11 protein-coding genes and 1 pseudogene are annotated in these 17,975 nt (G+C 73.3%); 2 read left to right on the plus strand and 10 right to left on the minus strand.

The annotated features are described in order from the left end of the window. Nucleotides 1-21 precede the first annotated feature (21 nt). The 7 genes from AOQ53_RS00515 to AOQ53_RS00545 all read right to left on the minus strand — a co-directional run bounded on the left by AOQ53_RS00515 (nucleotide 22) and on the right by AOQ53_RS00545 (nucleotide 8,677). Nucleotides 22-1,035, minus strand: a complete 1,014-nt coding sequence (locus AOQ53_RS00515; protein ID WP_059413845.1) for an iron-containing redox enzyme family protein — start codon at nucleotides 1,033-1,035, stop codon at nucleotides 22-24. A gap of 119 nt (nucleotides 1,036-1,154) precedes the next feature. Then, complete coding sequence (locus tag AOQ53_RS00520) at nucleotides 1,155-1,343, minus strand: hypothetical protein (RefSeq protein WP_059413846.1); 189 nt, start codon at nucleotides 1,341-1,343, stop codon at nucleotides 1,155-1,157. A gap of 56 nt (nucleotides 1,344-1,399) precedes the next feature. After that, the gene (locus AOQ53_RS00525; protein WP_059413847.1) at nucleotides 1,400-2,407 is read right to left on the minus strand and encodes a Ppx/GppA phosphatase family protein; all 1,008 of its coding nucleotides are present in this window, start codon (nucleotides 2,405-2,407) and stop codon (nucleotides 1,400-1,402) included. Between the two features lie 85 nt (nucleotides 2,408-2,492). Next, a complete protein-coding gene (locus AOQ53_RS00530; protein ID WP_059413849.1) occupies nucleotides 2,493-5,315 on the minus strand; it encodes an NHLP bacteriocin export ABC transporter permease/ATPase subunit in 2,823 nt (940 codons plus the stop codon). A gap of 1 nt (nucleotide 5,316) precedes the next feature. Further along, nucleotides 5,317-7,542 (minus strand): NHLP family bacteriocin export ABC transporter peptidase/permease/ATPase subunit, encoded by a 2,226-nt coding sequence (locus tag AOQ53_RS00535; RefSeq protein ID WP_174523209.1) that lies wholly within the window; start codon nucleotides 7,540-7,542, stop codon nucleotides 5,317-5,319. Beyond that, nucleotides 7,539-8,345 (minus strand): HlyD family efflux transporter periplasmic adaptor subunit, encoded by an 807-nt coding sequence (locus AOQ53_RS00540; protein WP_059413851.1) that lies wholly within the window; start codon nucleotides 8,343-8,345, stop codon nucleotides 7,539-7,541. The genes AOQ53_RS00535 and AOQ53_RS00540 overlap by 4 nt, the downstream gene beginning before the upstream one ends. 116 nt (nucleotides 8,346-8,461) lie before the next feature. Then, entirely contained in the window at nucleotides 8,462-8,677 is a 216-nt protein-coding gene (locus AOQ53_RS00545) for a hypothetical protein (RefSeq protein WP_059413853.1), read from the minus strand. Nucleotides 8,678-9,423: 746 nt separating this feature from the next. Between AOQ53_RS00545 and AOQ53_RS00550 the strand changes: the two genes are divergently transcribed. Continuing rightward, nucleotides 9,424-10,830, plus strand: a complete 1,407-nt coding sequence (locus AOQ53_RS00550; protein ID WP_059413855.1) for a S1 family peptidase — start codon at nucleotides 9,424-9,426, stop codon at nucleotides 10,828-10,830. A gap of 202 nt (nucleotides 10,831-11,032) precedes the next feature. Here AOQ53_RS00550 and AOQ53_RS00555 read toward each other — a convergent pair whose 3' ends face one another. Next, a complete protein-coding gene (locus AOQ53_RS00555) occupies nucleotides 11,033-13,189 on the minus strand; it encodes a SpoIIE family protein phosphatase (RefSeq protein WP_059413902.1) in 2,157 nt (718 codons plus the stop codon). Between the two features lie 155 nt (nucleotides 13,190-13,344). Between AOQ53_RS00555 and AOQ53_RS40080 the strand changes: the two are divergent. Beyond that, nucleotides 13,345-14,031: pseudogene (locus AOQ53_RS40080) on the plus strand (LuxR C-terminal-related transcriptional regulator); the annotation flags it as partial. Here the strand turns inward: AOQ53_RS40080 and AOQ53_RS42570 are convergent. After that, the gene (locus tag AOQ53_RS42570; RefSeq protein WP_059413857.1) at nucleotides 13,954-16,164 is read right to left on the minus strand and encodes an ATP-binding cassette domain-containing protein; all 2,211 of its coding nucleotides are present in this window, start codon (nucleotides 16,162-16,164) and stop codon (nucleotides 13,954-13,956) included. The pseudogene AOQ53_RS40080 and the gene AOQ53_RS42570 overlap by 78 nt on opposite strands. Then, a complete protein-coding gene (locus AOQ53_RS00565; RefSeq protein WP_059413859.1) occupies nucleotides 16,161-17,918 on the minus strand; it encodes an ABC transporter ATP-binding protein in 1,758 nt (585 codons plus the stop codon). Before AOQ53_RS00565 ends, AOQ53_RS42570 begins: the two co-directional genes overlap by 4 nt. Nucleotides 17,919-17,975: the final 57 nt, after the last annotated feature.

Below are 17,975 nucleotides of genomic sequence, written 5' to 3' on the forward strand. Positions count from 1 at the left end.
GATGCTCGGGTACCCGGGCGTTCAGGATATATGGGCGGATTCCCGGGCAAGCGGAGCATGCAGGGACGAACGCGACGCGCGCCAGTCGGCGAGCAGTCGGGCGGCGAAGCGGTCCTCGACGAACTCGGTGGCGTCGATCCCGAACGAGACATCCGGGGCCAGGTGCGGCTCCTCCGCCAGCAGACCGCCGATGACGTCGTGGCGCACCACCTGCTCGTGGACCGCGTCGGCCTCGACGTGCTCGTCGTAGAAGTGCTCGGCAGCGGGCCCGGCGCCGGTGCGGCGCATCGCCTCGGCGAGTCGCCGCGACCCCGGTGACGAGGTGATCTCGACCGTCGCGAAGTGGCCGACCAGGGCACCCCTGAGGGCCCGGTGCAGGCCCAGGAGGGACATGAGGTTCACCGTGACCAGGGCCTCGGCGGACGCCGCGTCGAGGTACCGGCCGTATGTCGTGTCCAGGTCCAGGTCCGTCATCAGGTCGGCGAACAGCCGGGCGTGCACGCGGTCGGCTCGGCCGCCGCCCCACTCGTCGAACTCCACCGCCGCCATCGCCGCCTTCGCCCGGCCCCACAGCCGCGGCAGCACCCAGGCGTGCGGGTCCGCCTCCTTGAGGTGGTACAGAGAGCGCTGCGCCGCGTACTCGCGCAGGTGCCACAGCTCGCCCTCGTCGCGCAGGAAGTGGGTGACGCCCGCGCCGTCGACGGGCTCGACCAGGAGGTCCGCCAGCGCCTCGTCCACGCTGTCGTGGACCCGGGCGTCGGCACGCAGGGCGGACAGGAAGCGGTGCTCCAGGGCCGCCCGGATACGCAGCAGGTCGGGGTCCCACTCGCGGTCGGGGGACACCCCCGCGAACCCGCGGTAGTGCAGCTCGTAGCACAGGTAGAGCGCCAGCTGGAGATCCTCGCCGTACACCTCGGCACGGGCGACGTCCTCAAGGCGGGGCAGCCGGCCCGCGCCCCGCAGGTACGCCTCGACGCCCCTGCTCAGCGGGCCGCGCGAGGGTGGCAGTCCTGGTTCTTCACGGTGGTGCTCCATGCGCACCGGGTACCCGGCCGGCGCCCGGGGTCACCTACCCGCGTAGCACCGGCGCGGGAAGGCACTCCGGCACGTCATGGAGGGCCGGGCCGAGGCCAGGCCCCTCCGGATCCCCCGTTTCAGTCCCCGCGGGACTCCTCCTGCGCGCGCGTGTTGGGGGTGATGGCCTCTCCGGCCTCGCCACGGTGGCGTCGCTGCTCGGCGGAGTCCTGGGTGCGGTTCTCGGCGTCCTCGATCTCGCGCAGGACCTCCTCCAGCGCCGTCTCGGGCTTCTTGTCGGGGCTGTCGTGATTCTTGTCCTGGGACACGGGGGTCTCCCTCCTGCGTTCGGTGCGTCCGTTCCGGTCTTCCGGTCTGCCGGTGTTCAGCTGGAGGCGGTGGCGATGCGCAGCGGCACCGGGTCGGGCGGGGCCGCCTCCTCGTTGCGGCGGGTGACCTCCGCCCACCAGGCGGGGCCGTCCTCGATGTGCCGCAGCAGCACGCCCTCCCGGATCGCCCAGGGGCAGACCGTGACGGACCTGAGGCCGGTCAGTTTCATCGCGGTGTGAGCGACCACCGCTCCGGCCAGGCTCTGCGCCGCCCGGGGCGCGGAGATGCCGGGCAGCAGCGCGCGTTCGGCGGCGGGCAGGGCGGCCAGCCGCGGGATCGCCTCCCGCAGCGCCGCGCGGTGCAACTGCCGGTCCACGAACGGGCCGTGGCGTCCGGGCGCCGTACCGCACAGCCGTCCCAGTTGCTGGAAGGTGCGGGAGGTGGCGACCGCGGTGCGCGGGCCCTCCCAGCGGATGCGCGCCGCGACGTCCCGCAGCTGGTGGCGGACTCTGCGGCGCAGCGCCCGCACCCGCTCCGGTGACGGCGGGTCCTCGTCCTCGAAGAACTCATGGGTGAGCCGCCCCGCGCCCAGCGGCAACGACGCCACGAAGTCGGGCAACCTGCCGCGCCCGAAGGCGACTTCGAGCGAGCCGCCGCCGATGTCGAGCAGCGCGAGCGGCCCCGACCGCCAGCCCATCCAGCGCCGGGCCCCGAGAAACGTCAGTTCCGCCTCGACCTCGCCCGGCAGGGTGCACAGGTCCACGCCGGTACGGGCCCGGACGGTGTGCAGCACCTCCTGCCGGTTCGGGGCGCTGCGCACCACGGCGGTCGCGAACGCCAGCGGGCCGGCCGCACCCCACCGGGTGGCGGTCCGGCTCGCCTCGGCGACCGCGTGCACCAGTTGTTCCACGGCCGGCTCCGGGATGGGTCCCCCCGGTGTGACCTGCTCGGACAGCCTGAGCCGCCACTTGGCGGTGTGCACCGGAAGCGGTACGCCGTCGTCCGCGTCCGCGACCACCAGTCTGACCGTCTTCGATCCCACGTCCACCACGCTCATTCGCATGGGCCGTGGGTACCCACTTCTGACAGAGCCCAACGGTCCGGGCCGCGGGGTACGGCGAAGACGCGCCACCGCAGGCCGCGGATCCTCACGCCATCTGGCGCCGCACCAGCTCGTGCAGCCGGCCGCCCGTGTCGGCGAGCAGCTGGGCGGGCGGGCCCTGCTGGACGACCTTGCCGTCCTCCATCACCACGACCCGGTCGGCGTCCAGCACGGTCGACAGCCGGTGGGCGATGACGATCCGGGTGGCGTTGAGGGCTTTGGTGCTCTCGATGACCGTGCGCTGGGTCTCGTTGTCGAGGGCGCTGGTCGCCTCGTCGAAGAAGAGGATGCGCGGACGGCGGATCAGCGCCTGGGCGATCATCAGCCGCTGGCGCTGGCCGCCGGAGACGGCACCGCTGCCCGAGACGATGGTGTGCAGGCCCATCGGCATCCGCTTGATGTCCTCGGCGAGCCCGGCCATCTCGGCCGCCGCCATCGCCTCCTCCGGCGTGTACGGCTCGGTGCCGCAGATGACGTCCAAAATCGAGCCGGTGAACGGCTGCGCGTGCTGGAGCACCACACCGCACTGGCGGCGCACCGCCGACTGGTCGAGCGCGGCCAGGTCCTGACCGTCGTAGAGGACGCTGCCCGACACCGGACGGTCGAAGCCGATCAGCAGGCGCAGCAGCGTCGACTTGCCGCAGCCGCTCGGGCCGACGACCGCGACGAACTCGCCCGGCCGCACCTCGAACGACACGTCGTCCAGGACCAGCGGACCGTCGTCCGAGTAGCGGAAGGACAGCCGCCGCGCCTCCAGCGCCCCGGACAGCGGCCCCGGACGCGTGCTCGCCGTGCGCACCTCCGGCGTCGCGTCCAGCACCGGCTTGATCTCCTCGAACATCGGCAGCGCGGCCAAGGCCGAGACGAACGCGCCCGTCAGCTGGGTCACCGAGGTCAGCACCATCGTCACCGAGGTGTTGAAGGTGAGGAACGCGGCCGCCGACATCGAGCCCCGGGCCGGACCCGCCAGCAGCATGAACATCAGCAGCGTGCACAGCGGCAGGTACACCGCGCCCAGCACCGACGTGAGGTTCTTGATGCGGCCGACCTTCTGCTGGAGCTCCCGGCTGCGCGCGAACTGGGACGCCCACGCGGCGTACGCGTAGTTCTCGGCGGCGGCCACCCGCAGCTTGGGCAGACCGCGCAGCGTCTGGAAGGCCTGGTTGTTCAGCTTGTTGGAGAGCACGACCAGCCGCCGCTGCCACCGCACCTGCCACAGCCCGAGCCCCAGGAACACGGCCGCGATGACCACGAGCATGCCGACCGCGGCCATCGCCATCGGCACGCTGAACCACAGCAGCAGCCCCAGGTTCATCGCCCCGACCGTCACCGACTGGGCGACCGTCGGACCGACCCCGGCCAGCAGCCTGCGGATCGAGCTGATGCCCATGGCCGCGCTGGCCAGTTCGCCGGTGGAGCGCTCGGTGAAGAACCTCGTCGGCAGTCTGAGCAGCCGGTCCCACACGGCCGGCTGGAGCGTGGCCTCGATGCGGCCCTCCAGCCGCAGGATGGTCAGGTTCTGCATCAGCATGAAGGCCGCCGCCACCACGCTGCTCAGCATCACCGCCAGGCACACCTGCACGATCAGGTCCGTCTGCGCCTTCGGCACGAACTCGCCGAGCACCTTGCCGGTCGCGATGGGCACCAGCGCGCCGATCGCCACCGTGACCAGTCCGCTGAGCAGCAGTCCGGTCAGGTCGCGGCGCGTGCCCCGCATGCAGAACCGCAGCAGCCTGAGCGGGCTGAGCCGCCGCTCGGGCAGCGGGCGGTAGAACATCACCGCGCGCGGCTCGAACTCGTCGGCGTTGGCCTTCTCGATCGGTGTCTCACGCCCGGTGGACGGATGGACGGCGACATATCCGCCGCGCCGCCACAGCAGCGCCACCGGCGCGCCGGACAGGGCCCGGTGACCGACCAGCGGCCCGACGTCGTCCCGCCACCAGCGGCCGTCCAGGCGAACGGACCGGGTACGGACGCGGGAGGCCAGGGCGACCTGCTCGACCGGGTCGAGGCGGTCTCCGCCCGTCCCCTTCTGGGTGGGCTCGGTGAGGCTGATCCCGGCCGCCTGCCCGACGAGCTTGCACGCCGCGTACGTGGCGTCGGCGTCGGCCGCGGTGGTCCGCTTCGACGACCGCTTGCCGATGGAGGCCAGCAGCGTCTGGTCGGCCTGGGCGCGTACCGCCTCACCGGCCTTGATGCCCTCGGCCGTGCGCGACTCGTGGGTGCGCTCCAGCTGCTCGATCCAGCGGTCCAGCGTGGTCAGCAGCCGATACTGCTGGTCGACCATGGTCTGCCACAGCGCCGGGTCCATCAGCAGGTCGGCCGCGGCCTCCGCGCCGTACAGCGAGCCGTACTGGACGCTGCCCGGCGGCACCTGCATCCAGAACACGTCGTCGTCCGTGGGCGCGGCGGCCCGCTCGGTCGCCATCGGCGCCTGGAAGAGGATCGACAGGCTGCGGCCGACCCCCAGGGCGAGGGCGTACTCCAGCGGACTCGTCGTCGGCGGCACGTACTGCGGGTTGCCGTACTCGTCGTACGACCAGGTCGCCGTGTTGGCGGGCTGGTACAGCTCGCGCAGGCCGATGCGGTGCACCACGCAGTCGCGCAGCGGGCGGGCCACCAGGGTGTGCTGGGGCCCCGCCACGGGCCCGAGCACCAGCGAGCCCGCTTCCAGGCGGCCCAGGTGGTGCCAGTGGCCCTGCTGCCCGGCGTCGACCGCGAACAGGTCGACGGCTCCCGACGCGACCAGCCACAGTACCTGCGGGCCCTCCAGGTCGAGGCGGTTGAACCCGGCGCAGTCGATGCGCGAGCCCATCTGCCCGAACGCGTTGAGGACGAGGTCGCCCTCGTGTCCCTGAACGGCCGTCATCTCACCGCTCCCTGACCAGTGCCGCGTACGCTCCGCCGCGCGCCACCAGGTCCTCGTGCCGTCCCCGCTCCACGACCGTGCCGTGCTGGAGGACGACGATCTCGTCGCTGTCGCGGACCGTGCTGAGCCGGTGCGCGATCACCACACAGGCACAGCCGCGCCTGCGCAGGTTGTCCATCACGCCCAGCTCGGTCTCCGCGTCCAGCGCGCTCGTCACCTCGTCGAGGACCAGGATGCTCGGCCGGCGCACCAGCGCCCGCGCGATCTCCAGGCGCTGGCGCTGCCCGCCGGAGAAGTTGCGCCCGTCCTGCTCGACCTTGCTGTGGATGCCGCCCGGACGCCGCGTGATCACGTCGAACAGGGCGGCGTCCCGCAGCGCGTCCTCCACCGCCTCGTCCGGGATGGACGGGTCCCACAGCGCCACGTTGTCGCGGACCGTGCCCTCGAAGAGGAACACGTCCTGGTCGACGAAGGAGACGGAGGCGGCCAGCGCCCCGCGCGGGATGTCCTCGATGCGCTGTCCGTCGATGCGGATCACGCCCTCCCACGGCGCGTACAGGCCGGAGATCAGCCGCGACACCGTGGACTTGCCGCTGCCGGACCCGCCGACCAGCGCGACCTGCTGCCCGGGACCGACCGTCAGGTCGAAGCCGGTGAGCAGGGGCTTGTCGAGCGGGCTGTAGCCGAAGGTGATGTTCTCCAGCTCGACGTGGCCCTGGAGGCGGCGCGTCGACTCGCCGGACTCGGGGCGGCCGTAGAGCGGGTCGGCCTTGAAGTTCTCCACGTCCTTCAGCCGCGCCACGTCGGCCGCGAAGTCCTGGATGCGGCCCGCGACGCCGTTCAGCCGGGTCAGCGGGGCCGTGAACCGGGTGACCAGGGCCTGGAAGGCGACCAGCAGACCGACCGAGATGTGACCCTCGACCGCCCGCATGCCGCCGATCCAGAGGATCAGCGCGCTGTTGAGGGTGGCCAGCGTCGGCGCGACCACGCCCAGCCAGGCGCTCGGCACACCGAGCCGCTGCTGCTCCTCCAGCGTGGTGGCGTGCTGCCCGGCCCACTTGCGGAAGTAGCCGTCTTCGCCGCCCGTGGCCTTCATCGTCTCGATCAGCTGAAGACCGGTGTAGGCGGTGTTGGTGAGCCGGGCCGTGTCGGCGCGCAGCTTGGCCGTGCGCGTGGCCCGCAGCCGGATGACGACCCGCATGGCCACGACGTTCAGCAGCGCCACGCCGATGCCGACGAACGTCAGCTGCGGGTCGTACGTGTACAGCAGCACCGCGTACAGGACGACGACGACCGCGTCCACGCCCGCCGCCGCGAGGTCGCGGGACAGCGTCTCGGCGACCGCGTCGTTGGACTGGAGCCGCTGCACCAGGTCGGCCGGGCTGCGCTGGGAGAAGAACGTCACCGGCAGCCGCAGCAGATGGCGCAGGAAGCGGGCGCTGGAGAGGGTCGAGGAGATGATGCGGCCGTGCAGCAGGTTGGCCTGCTGGAGCCAGGTGAGGACGACGGTGAACAGGACGCACGCCGCCATCGCCGTGAACAGCGTCGGCAGCAGCGAGGTCTGGTTCCCGATCAGGAACTCGTCGATGTAGGTGCGGCTGAGTGCGGGCACCGCCGCGCCGACCGCCACCAGCAGCAAGCTCGCCAGGACCGCGGCGGGCATCGTGCCCGCGGTGCCGCGCAGCCGGGCGGGCATCGCGCCCAGGACGCCGGGCTTGCGGCCGCCCCGGGTGAAGTCCTCGCCGGGCTCCATGACCAGCACGACACCGGTGAAGCTGCCGTCGAAGTCCTCCATGGGGACGAAGCGGCGGCCCTTGCCGGGGTCGTTGATGTAGACGCCACGGCGGCCGAAGCGGCGGCCCATGCCGTCGTAGACGACGTAGTGGTTGAACTCCCAGAACAGGATGGCCGGCGACTTCACCTCGGCGAGGGCGGCCAGGTCCATCTGCATGCCCTTGGCCGTCAGGCCGTAACTGCGGGCCGCCTTCAGGAGGTTGCTGGCGCGCGAGCCGTCGCGGGAGACGCCGCAGGCGATGCGCAGCTCCTCCAGCGGGACGTGCTTGCCGTAGTGGCCGAGCACCATCGCCAGGGAGGCGGCGCCGCACTCCACGGCCTCCATCTGGAGCACGGTGGGCGTGCGGACGGTCTTCGCCCCGGCCTTGGGCACCTTGCGCTTCGGGGGGGCGGCGCGGCGGCGCCCCCGGGCGTCCGGTGCGGTCGCGGTCACGGCAGCAGCCAGTCGACGGGATGCTGCTCGGCCAGCCGGATCGACCCCGAGGCCAGCGTCATGGAGGTCAGCTTGAACGGCGGCCCGTCCACGGACGACCACTTGTAACCGCTCTTCGTGGCGGACGACTTGTCCAGCCGGACCGTCACGGCCACGGGCCTGCCCTTCTTCGTGAACTGCTCGCCCAGCTGGCTGTCCCCGAGGAACGCGGCGATCTGCTGCGGGGACTGGGCCGAGCGGTCCACCGACGTCACATGGCCGCGCAGCACGCCGTACTCCTGCGTCGGCACCGACTGCACGGTCAGGTCGACGGCGGCGTCGTCGGGGATCGAGGCGGCGTTCTCGGCGGGGACGTAGACCGTCGCGTACAACGCGTCCGTGGTGCGGGCGACCTTCTCGACGGCGGCGACGTTCGCGCCGGTCTGGATGATCTGCCCGACGGTCGCGGCGAGCGCGGAGACACGGCCCGCGTCGAGTGTGCGGACGACGGTTTCGCCCTTGGGCGTACGGACCTTGAGTACGGGGGAGTCGGCGGGCAACCGCTCGCCCGGCTTCGCGAGCACCGCGGTGACCTGGCCCGCCACCGGGCTCTGGAGGAGGTAACTGCCCTGCCCGTGCGTGAGGATGGCGGGTGCGCTGACGGTGGAGGTCACCGAGCCGGTCACCGCCCATACCGAGGCGGCCGCCATCGCGACCACCGTCACCGAGAGCACGAGCCAGCCCTGCGGGCGGGCGAAACGCACCGGGAGGTCGAGTTCCTCCGGCGACTGGAGCTTGGCGAGGGCCTGTTGGCGGAACTGCAAGGAACTTCCCTCACCCGTAGAAGGGGTACTTACAGCCGTAGCGGACGTGGTCACGGCACCCGAAGATCCCGGAACCGCCGGCTGCGGCTCCGGGAGTCAACGGCACTGGGGCTCGATCAGAGACCGGCGACCAGGTTGGTGACCGGGGCCGTGTTCAGGCCGGTGACGCCCTCGACGGTGCCGACGGCCGTGTTGACCAGGCCGGAAACCGGGGCGATGCCGTCGACCGTGTCGGTGACGGTGTTCACGGCGTTCACGGACAGGCCGCCGGAGACGGCGTCGAGCTCGGTGTCGGCGATCTCGACGGTCTCAACCTGGGGGGTGGAGTTCATGTTGGAACTTCCTTCCGTATGGATATCTCACAAGGGGGGAGCGGCCCCCTCTGGGGACAGATGACGGCCGCGACCGCGGGTGCCGGACTCCCGTTTCCGAGTGTCCTGAGCGGCCCCCGCGGTGCGATGGATCAAAGCACGCTGCGGGCGCGCGCTTCCAATCAACCACCCTTCCCACCAGGCAACTTGCGCCCCAGCGGCACCGAAGCGTGCAGGTGTGGGCACGCCTTCGTGGCGACTTCTTCACATGCGGCACGGCATCGGCTCATCCGGCCCCTTACATCGCCGAGCGGCGAATCCGGCACTCCCGCCCCAAAGGCATGACCGACGCGGCCGGCGCGCGGATAACCCTCGACTCGGTGACCGGGTTGAGCATTCGATGTGCAGATTCGCTGAAGGTGGGATTCCGCTCAGAGATGTCAACAGATCGTTTCCAGTCGGACACGGATCGTGTCTGTTCGGTATGCCGTCACGAGGCGCGCGTCTGAAACGCCGTCATCCGGCCATGGGGGAGCCGTGGGCCGACGCGTTTCGTCCTCCCCGCCGTGCCGCTGTGACCAGGGCGGTCGCAGACCGTGCGGTCCGGTGCCCGGGTGGCGGGAGTTGGCTGATTCCGCGATGCGAACGGATCACTTGCAAACGGAATTGAACGCCCCGGACGGCCCGTGCGTACCAACAGCCATCCAGGCGCCCCCCAAGAGCTGCCGGACGGCGGCACCTACTCCGTTCCCCAGGAGGAGAGAAGTTTGAGTCACAAGCGAATTCCGAAGCGCAAGGCCGCGATAGCGGCGGGCAGCGTGGTGGCGCTCGGCGCGGCCGCGATCCTGCTCCCCAACGCCAACGCGTCGCAGGACGGTTCGTCCGACGACGCGGCGGCCGCGCCGAAGACCCTGAAGGCGGGCGACGCCTCGGATCTCGCCTCGCAGCTCTCCGGGCTCCTCGGTGAGGCGTTCGGCGGCTCCTACTACGACAGCGACAGCCAGCAGCTCGTCGTGAACGTCGTACCGGGCGACAACAACAAAGTAGTCGTGCAGGCCAAGGCGGCGGGCGCGAAGGTCCGCGAGGTCGACAACAGCTGGTCGGAGCTCCAGAGCGGGGCGCAGACCCTGAAGTCGGACGCGACCATCGCGGGCACCTCGTGGTCGATCGACCCGCGCACGAACAAGCTCCTGGTGACGGCCGACAGCACCGTCACCGGCGCCAAGTGGGACAGACTGGAGTCCACTGTGCAGAGCCTCGGCTCCGGCATGGCGACCCTCAAGAAGTCCGCGGGCACCTTCAAGCCGTTCGTCTCGGGCGGTGACGCCATCTTCGCGGGCGGCTCGCGCTGCTCCCTCGGCTTCAACGTCACCGCGGGCGACGGCTCGCCGGCCTTCCTGACGGCCGGTCACTGCACCCTCGGCGGCAACGAGTGGTCGGACACGCAGGGCGGCCAGCCGATCGCCACCGTCGACCAGTCCACCTTCCCCGGCGACGGTGACTTCGCACTCGTGAAGTACGACGACCCGGCGACCGAGGCGCCCAGCGAGGTCAACACCGGCGACCAGACCGTCCAGATCACCGAGGCCGCGGAGGCGACCGTCGGCCAGGAGGTCTTCCGGATGGGCAGCACTACCGGGCTCGCCGACGGCCAGGTCCTCGGACTCGACGCCACGGTGAACTACCCCGAGGGCACCGTCACCGGCCTCATCCAGACCAACGTCTGTGCCGAGCCCGGCGACAGCGGTGGCTCGCTGTTCACCCAGGACGGTCTCGCGATCGGCCTGACCTCGGGCGGCAGCGGCGACTGCACGGTCGGCGGCGAGACGTTCTTCCAGCCGGTGACCACCGCCCTGGAGGCGGTCGGCGCGACCCTCGGCGCGGGCGGCGCGGCCGGCGGCGCGGGTGAAGAGGCCGGTGCGGGCGAGGAAGCCGGTGCCGGTGAGGGAGCCGGTGCCGGTGAGGGAGCGGGCGCCGGTGAGGGAGCGGGCGCCGGTGAGGAGGCCGGAGCCGGCGGTGAGGCCGGTGCGGGTGCGGGCGAAGAGGCCGGTGCCGGCGCTGGTGCCGGTGCCGGTGAGCAGGCCGGAGGCGAGGATGCGGGCGCCGGAGCCGGCGCTGGTCAGGACACGGGCCAAGGGGTCGAGGACAACTCCGGTCTGACCGAGTCCCGCTGACCCGAGAACGTCGGCAGCCGGTCCGACGCTGCCGGCCCGGTTCCGCCCCCTTCCTGGCGGGACCGGGCCGGCCCACCGGCGTTCCCAGCCACCGACCGGCCTCAGTTGTGGTTCCGGCCGGCGGTGGACCGGGCCGGCCCTCCGGCGGGAGGGCCGGCCCGTCCGCGCACCGGCGGGGCTCCGCAGGAGAACGTCCGGGGCCCTATCCGACGGCCCTGAGCAGCAACAAGGCGATGTCGTCGAGCCGTTCCTCCCCGTCCGTGCGGTGGGGCTCGTGGCGGACGAGGCTGTCGGCCAGTTCGTCCAGCGGCTGGTCCCCGGCGTCGGCCAGGCGCCGGCCCAGGCCCGCGAGGGCCTCCTCGAAGTCGGTGCCGGGGGACTCGACCAGCCCGTCGGTGTAGAGGACGAGCAGGGAGCCGGGGGCGAGGGCGACCTCCGTCGTCGGGTACACCGCGGAGGCGTCGATGCCCAGCAGCGGGCCGCCGGCCAGGTCGAGAACGCGCACCCGCCCGTCCGGGCGTCTCAGCAGCGGCGGCGGATGACCCGCCCGGGACATCACGGCCCGGCCGCGCGCCGGGTCCAGGCGCAGGTACAGGCAACTGGCGAACAGGTCGGCCCCCAGGTCGAGCAGCAGCCGGTTGGTGCTGCGCATGACCTCCTCGGGCGCCTGGCCCACGGCCGTGTACGCGCGCACCGCGGTGCGGACCTGCCCCATCAGCCCGGCCGCCGTGACGTTGTGGCCCTGCACGTCCCCGATCACCGCCGCCGCCATCCCCTGGGTGCGCACCAGGTCGTAGAAGTCGCCGCCGATGTCCATGCCCTGGGTGGCCGGCACATAGCGGGCGGCCGCCTCGATGCCGGGCAGCGACGGCAGGGAGTGCGGCAGCAGCGCCTCCTGGAGGCCGTGCGCGAGCCGGTGCTTGGCGTCATAGAGCAGCGCCCGCTCCAGCGCCTGGGCGATCAGCCCGGCCAGGCTGGTCATCACCGCCCGCTCCTCCGTCGGGAAGTGGTGCGGCTCGGCGTAGGAGAGCACGCACGTCCCCACCGGCCGGCCCTGGGCGATCAGTGGCAGATACGCCCAGGCCGCGAACCCGTCGGGCGTCGGGAGCCGCGCCGGATAGAGGCGTTCCAGCTCCTCCTGCGACGCGAAGAAGGCGGGCACGCCCGTCCGCAGCACCTGCGTGCAGGGGGTCGGCTCGGTCAGCGGCATCCCGTCGAAGCTTTCCACCACGGTCGCGTCCCGGTACCCTCGATGCCCGAGCACCCGTAGCCGGTTCGCCCGCGAGCCCAGCACGACCAGGGCCTGGCTGCCCACGGCCGGGGCGATCTCGTCCGCGGCCAGCTGCACCACGTCCTGGACCCCCACCGCCTCGGTGAGCGCGCTGGCCAGGTCCAGCACCTGCGACATGGTGACCAGCCGGGTCGGCGTCCCGTCGGACGGCGGTGCGGCCCGGTTCATCTCCGACACGGCCCGGGACCTGGTGATCCGGACGCTGAGGCCTGTCGTACTCGGATACAGCCGGAACGACAGCCACTCGCCGGGCGGGCGAAGCGCCACGAACGAGGCGGTGTGCTGGCTCATCAACGCGGCCCGGTAACGGTCCTCGTACACCGGGTCGTTGAGCCACGGCACCGACGCCCACAGCTGCGTGCCGAGCAGCCGGCTGACCGGGACGTGCAGCAGGTCGGCCGCCGCCGCGTTGACGAAGCCGATCCGCCCGTGCAGATCCAGCGAGACCAGCCCGTAGGGCAGCCGGCTCACCATCCGGGCCGCCTCGACCGTGCCGAGCGTGCCGGCCATACCGCCTACCAGGGGCGAGGCGACCAGATCGGTCTCGGGGTGCGGGGGGATGCTGTGCTCGGCGGCCCGCTCCAGCCGGACCGCCAGCCGGCCGCAGGCCGCGGTCAGGCCCTCGCGCTCCCGGTCGGACAGCTCCTGCGGATGCCCGCCCGGCCAGGTCACGAACACCGCGCCGTACACGGTGGACTCGGTGGCCACCGGCACCGCCGCCAGGGCGAACGGATAGGGCAGCACCACGGCGATCCGCGGATAGCGGCGGGCCATCTCCTCCTCGCCGCCGACCCACACCAGCCTGCGCTCGCGCGCGGCCTCGGCGACCGGGATCGGCGCGCTCAGCCCCACCCGCTCCCAGGGCGCCGCGAAGGCCCGGGGCAGCCCCGCCATCACCGCCATCTCCAGCACCGGCTGGTCCTGCGCCAGCAGGTACACCGCGCCGGAGTGGGCGTGCACCTCGTCCATCATCGAGGCCAGCGCCAAGGACAGCAGGGGTCGGCCGACCGGCGTCCTGGCGGCTGCCGGCGCCTGCGCGGACGACTGTCCGTCGGACACGCCGACCACCTCCTCGCACGGCCGCGCGACCGGGCCCACGAACAAATCTCCTCCCTGGCGGCCCGTCGCGCACGACGAGCGGCACGGGGACGGACCTGGTTACCGTCGGTCACAGGCCCACGGGCCCCGTTGAAGGGGCCCGCGTTCCCCGACCGCCGTGACTCATGCCGCCGAAGTCGAAGCGCGGCGGGGTGTACGGACGCCGCGCGTGCGCCCCCACGCACCCTGATGGCCGGTTCTCCGCGCCCACGCAGGGTCACGGTCGCGAACAATGGGGCACGCGCTCAACACGACGAGGTGGCGTACGGCGAGCCGAGGGGGTGGCAGTGATCCGGGTGCTTCTGGTGCACGACGAGTGTCTGGTGCGATCGGTGCTGGCGGAGTGGCTGCGGGGGGAGTCCGATCTCGTGGTGCACGACACCTCGTGGCGAGGCGCGCCCGGACTGCTGCCGTCCGTGCGGCCGGATGTCTGCGCGGCGGACCTGGAGTGCGCGGACTCCTACGGCATCCCTCCACTGGGCGAGCTGTGCCGGCCGGGCCCGGACCGGACGCGCCCGCGATTACTCGTGCTCGCCACCGCGAACAGACCCGGACTGCTGAAACGGGCGGCCGAGGCGGGGGCGCTCGGCTACGTCGACAAGGAGGGCTCGCCGCAGAACCTGCTGCGCGGAATCCGCCGGGTCGCCGAGGGGGAACGTTTCGTCAACGACTCGCTGGGATTCGGTTTCCTCAAGGCGGCCGAGATGCCGCTGACCCGCAGAGAGCTGAGCGTGTTATCCCTCGCGGCCGAGGGAGCCTCCATCGCGGAGATCGCCGGGAGCCTGCACCTGTCCCATGGGACCGTGCGCAACTACATGGCGGCCATCACCCGCAAGACCGGGGCCCGCAACCGCATCGACGCGATCCGCATCTCGCAGGGACAGGGCTGGCTCTGACCACCGCCGGGACGGTGCGGGTGCCCAGCTCCCGACGAGATCCCGGTACAGCGCCGAGGACCGCATCAGCTCCTCGTGGCCGCCGCAGGCCGTGCTCCGGCCGTCCATGACCAGCACACGGCCGGCGCGGCGGGCCGAGCTGATGCGGTGGGCGACGACCACCAGCGTCCCGCCCGGCCGCGCGGCGAAGGCCCGCTCGGCGCGCTCCTCCGTCTCGGCGTCCAGATGGCAGGTCGCCTCGTCGAGCAGGGCGAGCGGGGCGTACGACAGGTAGGCCCGGGTCAGCGCGACCAGTTGCCGTTCGCCGGCCGACAGGGCGGCCGGATCGACCCGGGCGCCGAGGCCGCCGAGCCGGTCGGCCAGCGGGGCGAGGCCGACCGCCTCGGCCGCGGCCAGCAGTTCCTCTTCGGGCACCGGCTCCGGACGCAGGTACGCGAGATTCTCGGCCAGTGTGCCGCCGAAGACGTACGCCTCCTGCGGGATGAGCACCCGCGCGGCGGCCGCCTCCGGCCCGGGCACGGGGTGCCCGCCCACCGCGATGGTGCCCCGGTCCGGCGTGAGAAGCCCGGCCACGAGGGCGGTGAGGGTGGACTTGCCGGCACTGCTGGGGCCGACGACGGCCAGGTGCGAGCCGGCCGGGAGGGTGAGGTCGAGGTCGTCGACGACGGGTGTGCCGGCGGGACCGTAGGCGAAGGTGACGGAGGAGAGGGACAGGGCTGGGGGAGAGGGGACGGGCGGTGAATGGCCGGCGGGAGCGGTCCGGCCGTCAGCGGTGGGGGTGCGGGGTGTGTCGTCGGAGACGGTGGGCGTGTGGAGTCTGCCGTCGGGGACGGCCGGCGTGAGGGGTGTGCCCTCGGTGGCCCGTTTCGCTCCCGGGAGCGTGCCGCGGGACCCGTCGGCACGGGTGCCGGGAGCGTGGCGGGGCCCCACCTGCCGCTCTGCCGTGTCCGGGGGCCGGGGTTCCGCGTGCTGTGTCGTGCCCGCGGACGGACCCGCGGCCCGCGCACACGAAGACCTTGCGCGCGGGGCAACACCCCGCGACCGCGTTCCGCCGCCGTCCGTGCCGCCGGTCTCGGCGGAACCCGCCGTGGCGAGCCTGCGCAGCACCACCGTCAGGCGGGAGCCGCTGGTGCCCAGGCCGTGGATCAGGTTGCGCAGGGCGGGCAGCAGGGACTGGGTGACGTAGGCGAGGGCGCCGACCAGGGCGCCCGTGGTGACGCCGTGGGCCAGGAGCCACGGGGCGGTGGCGAGCAGCAGCACGATCGGCAGCTGGCCGCCGAGCGCCAGGGACGCCACGCGCAGTACGCCCCAGCGGGCCAGGGAGCGTGCCGCCCGGAATTCCGCCTCGACCCGTTCGCCGGTGGCGGCGGCGACGTGCGCCTCGGCGCCGGTCGCCGTGATGTCCCGCAGGCCCGGACAGACGGTGCCCAGGTGTCCCGCGAGGGCCTCGTCGGCGACGAGGAACGCCTCCTGCCGCCGGGCGAGCGGTCGCAGTGTCGCCGCGAACAGCGTCACCCCCGCGGCCAGGGGCGGCCCGACGACCAGCAGGAGGGGCGGGGCGAGCGTGAACAGCCCGGCCAGGGCACCGGCGGCGGTGAACACGAAGGAGCGGGAGACCATGACCAGCCCGGCGAAGGTGTCGCGCGCGATCTCCACCTGCTGGGTGAGCCCCGACAGCGAGCCCGCGTCACCGCTTCGCACCCCGCGGGAGACCACCCGCTCCACGAGCCGGTCCCGGAACGGTTCGACCAGCGCGGCGACGGCCGCGTACACCCGTGCGGTCCCGTACGCCCCGGCCAGGACACCGAGCCCGGCCACCGCCAGCCAGGCCAGCCCGACATCCGGCCGTCCCCGCAGGAACCCCTCGTCCAGGGCGCGGGCGGGACCGTACCCGATGAGGAAGGTCTGCCCGGTCTCCAGCACCGACCAGGCGGTGAGCCGCAGCAGGACCCGCCACCGGGCCAGCAGGAACCGCAGTCCTCGCGCGGCCAGTCCGCCCTGTGCGGGCGGGAGCGCGGCACCGTCGGCGCCTACGGGGCTGTCCGTCATGCCTCTGCCCCGCTCCCGCTCCCGGCCCCGGCATACGGGGAGTCCGTCCCCTCCCCGAACACCGCCCGGTACTCCGCGAGCCGCCACAGCTCCTCGTGCCGCCCCACCGCGCGCACCCGCCCCTCGTCCAGCCAGGCCACCGCGTCGGCGCACGCGGCCGTGGCGCTGCGGTGGGCGACGAGCAGCCGCGTGGTGCCAGGGCCGTCGCCGAGGAGGGCGTCGGTGATGTGGCGTTCCGTCACCGTGTCCAGGCTGGAGAGGGCGTCGTCGAGGATCAGCAGCCGGCCGCCGTGTGCGAACGCCCGGGCCAGGCCCAGCCGTTGGGACTCGCCGCCGGAGCGCGGGGCGTCGGCGACGGCCGTGTCGTATCCGTCCGGGAGGCGGCGGACGAAGTCGTCCGCGAGGGCGGTGCGGGCCGCAGCACGGACGCGGCCGGGGGAGGGAGATGCCAGGCCGAGGCCGATCGCCTGCTCGACCGTGCCGCCGAGGAGGGCCGGACGGGCGAAGGCGTAGCCGACGGCGCGCCGCAGGTCCTCGTGCGGCAGTTCGCGCAACGGCACCCCGTCGAGGAGCACCTCGCCCGCGTCCGGGTCGGCCAGCCGCCCGGCGAGCGCGGCCAGCAGCGACTTGCCCGCGCCCGACCGGCCCACCACGGCCAGGGTGGTGCCGCCCGGTACGACGAGATCCACTCCGTCGAGCACGGTGCGTCCGCCGCGCCGGGCCGTCACGCCGCGCAGCTCCAGCCGTCCGGGCCCGTCGGGCAGCCGCCGTTCGCCGAACGCGGTGGCGGGCTCGGCCCGGACCTCGCCGAGGCGCCGGGCCGCCGCCCGGGCCCGGGCCAGGCCCGCGAGCCGGCCGACCAGGACGCCGACGCCCGTCGCGAGCACCGCGTACCGCGAGGCCGCGAGCACCTCGCCCACAGACAACAGGTCCCGGGTCAGCAGCACACCGGCCACGGCGACGACCCCGAGCTGGAGCAGCGGTGCCACGGCGACCGCTTTTGCGGCGGCGCGTCCCTGCACCCGCCACATGCGGTGCCCGGCCTCGGACAGGCCCGGCAGCGGCCGCAGCACACGGGCCGTCTCCCTGCCCTCCGTACCCGCCGCCCGGACGGTGCGGAAACCCTCGACGGCCTCGGCCAGCGCGGCGGCGATCCGGCCCTGGGCCCGCTGGTAACGAGTCGCGCTCTGAGCGGTGTCACGGGCCACGGCACGCAGCAGGAACGTCAGAACGGGCGCCCCGGCGAGGAAGACCGCGGCGAGCCGCCAGTCGATCAGGCCGAGCGCGGCCACACCCCCGAGAGGACCGGCGAGGGCGGCGAGCAGCGCCGCACGGGCCGCCGGAGTGGTACCCGCCTCGGCGGCGTTGCCGACCAGGCGCGCGACGAGGTCACCCGAGCCGAAGCGGTCGGCGGCCCGCGGGCCGACGCCCAGGACGTGCCCGGTCAGCCGACGGCGCAGCCACGCGGTGCTGCGGGCGTCGACGGTCCCGGTCAGGGTGGTCTGGGCCGCGTCCAGCAGGGCGAGCAGCAGCGCGAGACCGGCGCAGGACAGCACCCACCGGGTCGCCGGGGCCTGCGCCAGCAGAAGGTCGAGAGCCCGGCCCAGCGCGGTCGGCAGCAGCAGTCCGGCACCGGTGGCGGCGGTGCTCACCAGGCACAGGGCCGCGCAGCGGGCCCCGCTGTGGCGGGTGGCCGTGCGCAGCAGTGTGCGGGCGTGTCCGGTCGCCGGGTCGTCGTCACCACGCGTGCTCATACGGGCCTTTCGCGGGACGGGACGGACCCCGGGCGGCCCCTCCCCGAAGGGAGAAGA

It is taken from the genome of Streptomyces azureus, assembly GCF_001270025.1.
GTDB classification, from domain to species: Bacteria; Actinomycetota; Actinomycetes; order Streptomycetales; family Streptomycetaceae; genus Streptomyces; species Streptomyces azureus.